9 protein-coding genes are annotated in these 6,230 nt (G+C 44.2%); 1 reads left to right on the top strand and 8 read right to left on the bottom strand.

From position 1 onward, the window contains the following. Window positions 1-83: 83 nt before the first annotated feature. The 7 genes from EIZ37_RS25305 to EIZ37_RS25335 form a co-directional block, all read right to left on the bottom strand. Entirely contained in the window at window positions 84-1,271 is a 1,188-nt protein-coding gene (locus EIZ37_RS25305) for a hypothetical protein (protein ID WP_134687542.1), read from the bottom strand. 1 nt (window position 1,272) lies between these two features. Further along, window positions 1,273-2,049 carry a copper amine oxidase N-terminal domain-containing protein gene (locus EIZ37_RS25310; protein ID WP_134687543.1) on the bottom strand — a complete coding sequence of 259 codons (777 nt, stop codon included), beginning with the start codon at window positions 2,047-2,049 and terminating at the stop codon, window positions 1,273-1,275. A gap of 105 nt (window positions 2,050-2,154) precedes the next feature. After that, window positions 2,155-2,475: a hypothetical protein gene (locus EIZ37_RS25315; protein ID WP_134687544.1), complete on the bottom strand. Its 321-nt coding sequence runs from the start codon at window positions 2,473-2,475 to the stop codon at window positions 2,155-2,157. Between the two features lie 56 nt (window positions 2,476-2,531). Continuing rightward, a complete protein-coding gene (locus EIZ37_RS25320) occupies window positions 2,532-2,729 on the bottom strand; it encodes a ribbon-helix-helix protein, CopG family (RefSeq protein ID WP_134687545.1) in 198 nt (65 codons plus the stop codon). 494 nt (window positions 2,730-3,223) lie between these two features. Further along, complete coding sequence (locus tag EIZ37_RS25325) at window positions 3,224-3,406, bottom strand: antitoxin VbhA family protein (protein WP_134687546.1); 183 nt, start codon at window positions 3,404-3,406, stop codon at window positions 3,224-3,226. Window positions 3,407-3,939: 533 nt separating this feature from the next. Continuing rightward, window positions 3,940-4,341 (bottom strand): PBECR3 domain-containing polyvalent protein, encoded by a 402-nt coding sequence (locus EIZ37_RS25330; RefSeq protein WP_134687547.1) that lies wholly within the window; start codon window positions 4,339-4,341, stop codon window positions 3,940-3,942. Window positions 4,342-4,535: 194 nt separating this feature from the next. Beyond that, entirely contained in the window at window positions 4,536-4,760 is a 225-nt protein-coding gene (locus tag EIZ37_RS25335) for a hypothetical protein (protein WP_134687548.1), read from the bottom strand. 416 nt (window positions 4,761-5,176) lie between these two features. Here EIZ37_RS25335 and EIZ37_RS25340 point away from each other — a divergent pair, with 416 nt between their 5' ends. Further along, window positions 5,177-5,737 (top strand): DUF3967 domain-containing protein, encoded by a 561-nt coding sequence (locus tag EIZ37_RS25340; protein WP_134687549.1) that lies wholly within the window; start codon window positions 5,177-5,179, stop codon window positions 5,735-5,737. A 110-nt stretch (window positions 5,738-5,847) separates the two neighbouring features. Here EIZ37_RS25340 and EIZ37_RS26200 read toward each other — a convergent pair. After that, a partial coding sequence (locus EIZ37_RS26200) for a hypothetical protein (protein ID WP_167569128.1) occupies window positions 5,848-6,230 on the bottom strand: 383 nt, incomplete at its 5' end.

A 6,230-nucleotide genomic window follows, 5' to 3' on the forward strand; every position in this document is an offset into this window, starting at 1 on the left:
GTGGTTTTTCTCATTTCTTAAAGTCTAGCAAATGTTTCCTATGTTGCCTAGCAAAAAGAAAAGCCCAAATAAGGGCTTATTTTTTATTTCACATCCTCTACAAGAAGGGTATTGTTCGCGTAATTTTCCCACGCTTCGATTACTTTCAAATCTGTCCATGGAATATAAGTGGCTCGGCCTGATCCGTCGAGAATAACCTCAATTCCATCCCATGCAATTTTCTTTACGACCCCTGCTTGCATGCCTTTTTGTAACTGCCAAACGATTCGGACACCCTTGGTTTTGTTGATGTTGTTCAATTGTGGAGTCATGTTCTTCTTGTTACTTGTGTCTTTAAGGCTTCCATTTACCCATTCCGGTGGACTTTCTGCATCGATTGAAAACTGAGCTGTCGGTCTTTCCTCTTTGCTGACTGATTCGCTTGATAATGTACGATTCATAGACTGTGCTGACAGGCTTTTTACTTGTTTTTGAGCGGTAGCCGACATGGCTTGGCCACCTGCAGAACCAAGCTGGATATCTGCGGTAGGTACTGGCGTTGCTACAAAACCATCACGTTTTAAATACAGATTACTGTTGATTTTGGTTAGACCATCACCGCTTGGCGGATTTCCACCGCCACCACATGCGATGGCAATCTCTGCTAAGTTGTACGCGGTGTATTTTCGGCCGCTATATAAGTCAGTGATCGTGTATGTTTTGATAGATTGACCGTTGAACACGTAGCTTGGATTGCCGTTTAAAACCTGAATCCATTGCTGTGCTTCGCTGTAGCTAACAAACAGATAACCAGCATCGGCAGCATCGTCTAAGTCTCCAAATGCCAATGCTTTTCCGTATTTACGATCTGCAACAGCTCCGTTATATCCTCTCTGCTCGACTGTTACATTGGTTTCAATAACACCATACTCATCCCCAGGAAGGCTAGATATCCCTACTATGGATGACTCCTTGATTTTCTTATATTCACCAACGTATCCAACTCTTAGGCCGCCCCAAGCTATGCCTCCCCATTCTACGCCATCAGTCTCCGTACCGCCTCCTTGTACGCTTTGAACGCCCTGGGCATCGGGGAAATTATAGCCATCTAGCGTTCCGCTAGCAGCAGTAGTTTTTTGTGTAATAGGGGGAGAGTCGTTAGCCACAGGAAGTTTTTTTTCCTGGGATAAGGCGCTCGTTACAACAAACCCCATTATGATTACAAAGCATAGAACCAATGAGCCAATTAATACCTGATTACTTAGCGATTGGGCGCGCATACTCTTTTTCAACCTAGTCCACCACCTTCACAGGGGTTAGGCTAGGTAGATTCCGATAAGAATAGACCGCAAGACGCTTACCTTTTCCTTTTGTATCCAAAACAACAATGCCGAAAGCTTCAAGTTCATTTACCTTGTACGAAAAGCTCCCACCGGTTTCCATGATGACTGGAACGCGACCGTCCTTAAAATAAAAACCGCTACTTATTCGGATGTTACTCGCCCAAGACTTCGGTACTGTTCCGCTCAAAACACCGTTCTTGATCTGCAAGCTTTTGTGGAATGCCTGGAAGGTTGGGTCACTTTCATTGACTGGATGATTTTTGCCGGAATCGTCTTTGATTACTGACTGAGTTGTGCGGATTGCCACCAGATTCTCTGGCGCTCTCCACTCGACTTGAGCGCCATATGCTTCGCTGATAAATCGCAGCGGTACAAATGTGCGGCTGCCATGCAGCTGCGCAGCTGCATCAAAAGAAATGGATTGGCCATTAACCGTAGCCTTTTTCTCCCCGATCCGGAGAGCGATCGCTTTTCCTTGGCGATTAATTTTCACGGTTTGGTTAGCGGAGTCCCAATCAACCGTAGCGCCAAGCGCTTGACTGACAAAGCGAACAGGAACCATTGTGCGATTGGCTTGTGCATCGAGGAACGGCTTAGAATCAGGGAAATTTACACCTTTCCCATCTACCGTCACCCGGATCTCATTGGGTGGAGCCGCCAATGTTGAAGAGTGGAGAAACAGCCCCAAAATAGAGAATGTCACTAAAGAGAGTAAGCCCTTTTTCATATGTAGCCTCCATGTTTTCTATTCAATCTCTCTCCTCAATCTCTCCCCGAACTGGTTATCGCTTTGAATGAACGTGAAATGCTATCGCTGGTCAGGCGATTCACGTTAACCAACTCTCTTCTTGCCTGCGCTTCCTGTAGCTGCCGTTATAACAGCCCGCAACTCATCAGCAAGTTGTTGGCGATTTTTCTCATTAATTTCATTAACGGTTAAATTTTCCATGAATTTTAATGCCTTTTCGCACGTTTCGAGTAGATCCTGTGCAGCTATGATTAACTTTGCATTTTTGGCGGCATATTTAGGATCAAAATCACCGTGCATCCGCAATACGTCATATCCGTCCGCAGAAACAAGTCTCCAGGGAGCTGCCGAGAATCTTTGTTTGGTTTTTTTCGCGTTGCTCTGTACAATAGCATTAGGTTTCATTCAAAGAGACCTCCTTAGAGTGTTCCCAGGCTGTCCAGGCTCGGGGGAACGCTCTTTTATTTTTTGTTTCGATGCTCCGGATCAAGAAGATCCGCAAAGATAAAACTACCTTTGGCTTGCCAATTTGCCACCAAGCTGTAAAGAGCGAGGATGGCCAGATTATTTTGAGACAACCCCGTTTTTTCTGCCATCTCCTCAACATCACGTTTTAGATCATCGGGAAGATACAGCTGGAGTCTTTTTGTTTCTGCCACTTTACACCTCCTAACTAAATCATTAACATTATGATACATGTATTTTAATGTTAAATCAACATCATTTTTCATTTATCTTTTTAGTGACCAAAAAAGAAAAGAGATGACTAATCCGGGCTTTCCGCGACAGCTCACCCCTATCATCTGCCACACCTTCGACAGCGGGCCCCTTATACCGTTTTTTCTGCCTTGTTAACATGTTTTTTGCATTTGTAACAATACCTCTGGACGCTTTGATAACAAATCGAATGAATCTTGTTAACGTTTTGAACCAAGTTGCGAAGCAACTTCGAGGAGTTGTGTTAACAACTCTATATCCTGCACTTATGCACGAAATAGACCCCCAAGCAGCCAAAGGCTGCAAAGGGGGCTTATTTCGGGTCGTCCGTTCCGGCCTTAGACAACACAAAACCTCCTCAGATATTCCGAGGAGGTTCAGCCCAAAGGCGCCAGTTTTCAAAGCCCGAAGGCCACGTAAGTTTCTATCAAAGATTTTACTTCCCTTGTTTCGCATACTCCAGACTTTTTTGTACAAATTCTTCATGGGTGATTTCTCCCCTAGCACAAGCCAGGATGAGCGCTTTATCATCCTCGGTTACTATAAAGCCTTCCAGCTCTGTAGAAGCCTTTGCGCTCTCAAACGCTTCCTCAATGGTAATTTGTCGTGGGGCTTTCATGTAAGAAACCACCCTTTCCTTTGTTAACCAAGGTAAAACCAAGTGATATCAGGTAATACTATATAATATTATAATATATAGTATGATTGTATTTAAGCCTTGATATAACTGAGTTTTCGTCAAGGGATAGGGTGGAGATTTTGGTGCAGCCAAAATACTACCCCCTTGACGATCTGCACCAATAAAATTGACTGAGGGGTGATACCACAGCTGTGGTATCACCCCTTAATTGCATCACTAAAGAAAGCACGTACCAATGCAAAAAGCCCTCCAATATTGGAGGGCCTGTTTACGGATCACAGCAGGGCGGCGTATCCTGATCTCTTTTAACCTGCTACAAGGTAACAGGCGCGTGGGGAACCTTTCCCACCTCAATGATCCTTTATTATCTTAGTCAAATGACTGGGAAAACTTTCTGGGTAAAAACTATCAGAATCTGATACTTTCTAATCCAATGCTAACACTTTAACGTTAAACGTGCAACATTAAACTGGAATAGAATAATGGAAAAACCCTCGGATAATCGAGGGTTTTCACACATAAGGCTTTAGTCGTCCCGACGCCAGACGTTTGTTAATCTTGACCGTAGCATTTTTCAAATCAAAGAAGGTGGATACATACAGATAACCAGATGGATCGAGCTTAATAGCAAGCAAAATCGTATCGGAAATTTGCTTGATGAACTCCACGCTGTTTGGCTCTTTGGGATTTTGTCCAATATAATCGGGTGATTCAATCACATCGGGAATGTACTGGTGATAAGCCTCAAATATTCCAGGATGTTGTTTCATCACATGCTTTTTAAGCCCTGGGTACATCCAAACCTCACCGGATACTGCAAAAGATGTTCCCAAAATCCCGTTTATTTTAGCTATATCCAAGATTCCAACAATTTGACGGTCAGTAGCATTGGGGTCTACTGTAAATTTGCTCATCTCGGTTCCTCCTCATTGCAGCAACTATCACGAAGAATTGGCATAATCCATTTCCGCTGTCCTGCTGTTTTATTTAACGCCCCAATGTAGAATAAGCGGAACCGAATTTTTTATAACACCCGGTGGATACCGATCCCGTTTGATAAGAATTATATCTACTATCGTTCTCATGCTCCATCTTCAAAGCTGAGTATTCATCCTTCCTGTAATAGTCGGACGAAGTATAGGCCATAAAAGACCGATAGCAGGATGGAAATCACAAGCATTTTTGGTTGGAAAGCATCCCATTCAATGACTCGCTCTCTTTTTCCCTTCTTCTTCACAGTGATCTCAACTGAGTTGAGCGTGAAGTAGTAGACTATGAATACAGCTAGTGTCAACACAGCTAAAATGACCCATTTTAACAACATCCAACCCATACATGCTCCCCCTGATATGTATGATATGTGAGTCCCGATAATCTACATTATGTCATCTAACGTCCTAATCCCTATATTCGGGCGTTTTTGGCCGTTTTCGGTGATTATTCCTCTAGTGACCAATCTGTTTTGTCCGCGAGTGACGGACAAAACGGTAATTTGGAGCCAAAATCACGATCTCGCTCTTTCTCCGCTTTTCTCCTGTTTTCGTTTTCCGCTCGAGCTCCTATATAACGTCAAAAACCACTCCTAGCGAGTGGTTTTCTCTTTAGAGATTTCGAATATTTCCGGACCGCTAGGGCACTGTTACCGCTATTCTATTAGTCGTCATTGCTCCTTGTCAATTCATTCGGAAAAAGGGACGGGCAGGATTTCCTGTCTCCTTCCCGAATTACTCGATAGCGAGGTGGGAGCGGATGGAGAACGATCTTTTTGAAACAGAAGTAACCTTTTGGGGGAAACATGTGGCTGAAACGCTTGGTATAGCACCTGTTACCCTCCGCAAATGGTCGGCAGAGCTTGAAAAACAAGGCTGGGAGTTCAGTAAAGACGAACAGCAACGTCGTGCATACACGCAACAAGATTATGTTGCACTCCGATATTTGCACGATCTTATGCGCGATAAAAGAACCTCCCTGGAGAAAGCTGTAGGACAAGTAGTCAAGCGCTATAAGAACGCGGTGGAAACACTTGATTTACCCGAATATCGCAGACCCGATATCGGAGAACGCACCCCTGCTATTGATGAGCAAATCAAGCTCTTGGCAGCTCAACAAATGGATTTTATGGAGCGCCAGGAGGAATTTAATCGTCAGCTTCTCCAACGATTGGAGCAGCAGGAACAGTACATCGAAGAACGCCTCAAGGCTCGTGATGAAAAACTGACTCAAACGATGAATCTCGTTTTGGAGACAAAACAGCTCCTTGCAGCTGCACAGCAGCCCGAGCGTAAAAAATGGTATCAATTTTGGAAATAGACCTTTTCTTAGCGCGTCTCCAAACGGCCTAGAAGGGGTCTATTTCGCGTTTTTTGTTTTTGGGCAAAGGGAAATACCGACCGGATCTCAAACCGCGCAGAATTGCCATTCTAGCCAGCCTGGCGCGCAACCCTTTCAGCAAGTCTCCGTTTGAAATCAGCAACGGCATTCATCGTTGTTTGTTTCATGGGAATTAGTAGCTCCTGGGCATGCTCTAGACGTTTTATGATAATGCCGGTCGCATCATAGCCTGTGGATCTCGGGCTGTTGTCTGTTGTATAGATAGCTGCGTATATGTGATTGATTGTCAGATTGCGATACTTTGTGCGCCACATGCGCCATATATCTGCCGGATCTACGAGACGATTCAGATCACCGTGAACAAGCTCTCTTGGGTAAAAGTGATCGATGATCTCTTTCAGCAAAAGGAATTCAAATTCTAAATCTCCTTCGGATGATGACGATTCTTTAACAGCGTCCTCTCTCTCTCTCT

It is taken from the genome of Brevibacillus migulae, from assembly GCF_004521915.1.
Classification (GTDB): domain Bacteria; phylum Bacillota; class Bacilli; order Brevibacillales; family Brevibacillaceae; genus Brevibacillus_F; species Brevibacillus_F migulae.

Excerpts from the sequence above, each read along its gene's own strand:
- EIZ37_RS25310 (WP_134687543.1), bottom strand. The coding sequence starts at position 2,049 with ATGAAAAAGGGCTTACTCTCTTTAGTGACATTCTCTATTTTGGGGCTG.
- EIZ37_RS25315 (WP_134687544.1), bottom strand. The coding sequence starts at position 2,475 with ATGAAACCTAATGCTATTGTACAGAGCAACGCGAAAAAAACCAAACAA.
- EIZ37_RS25325 (WP_134687546.1), bottom strand. The coding sequence starts at position 3,406 with ATGAAAGCCCCACGACAAATTACCATTGAGGAAGCGTTTGAGAGCGCA.
- EIZ37_RS25330 (WP_134687547.1), bottom strand. The coding sequence starts at position 4,341 with ATGAGCAAATTTACAGTAGACCCCAATGCTACTGACCGTCAAATTGTT.
- EIZ37_RS25335 (WP_134687548.1), bottom strand. The coding sequence starts at position 4,760 with ATGGGTTGGATGTTGTTAAAATGGGTCATTTTAGCTGTGTTGACACTA.
- EIZ37_RS25340 (WP_134687549.1), top strand. The coding sequence starts at position 5,177 with ATGGAGAACGATCTTTTTGAAACAGAAGTAACCTTTTGGGGGAAACAT.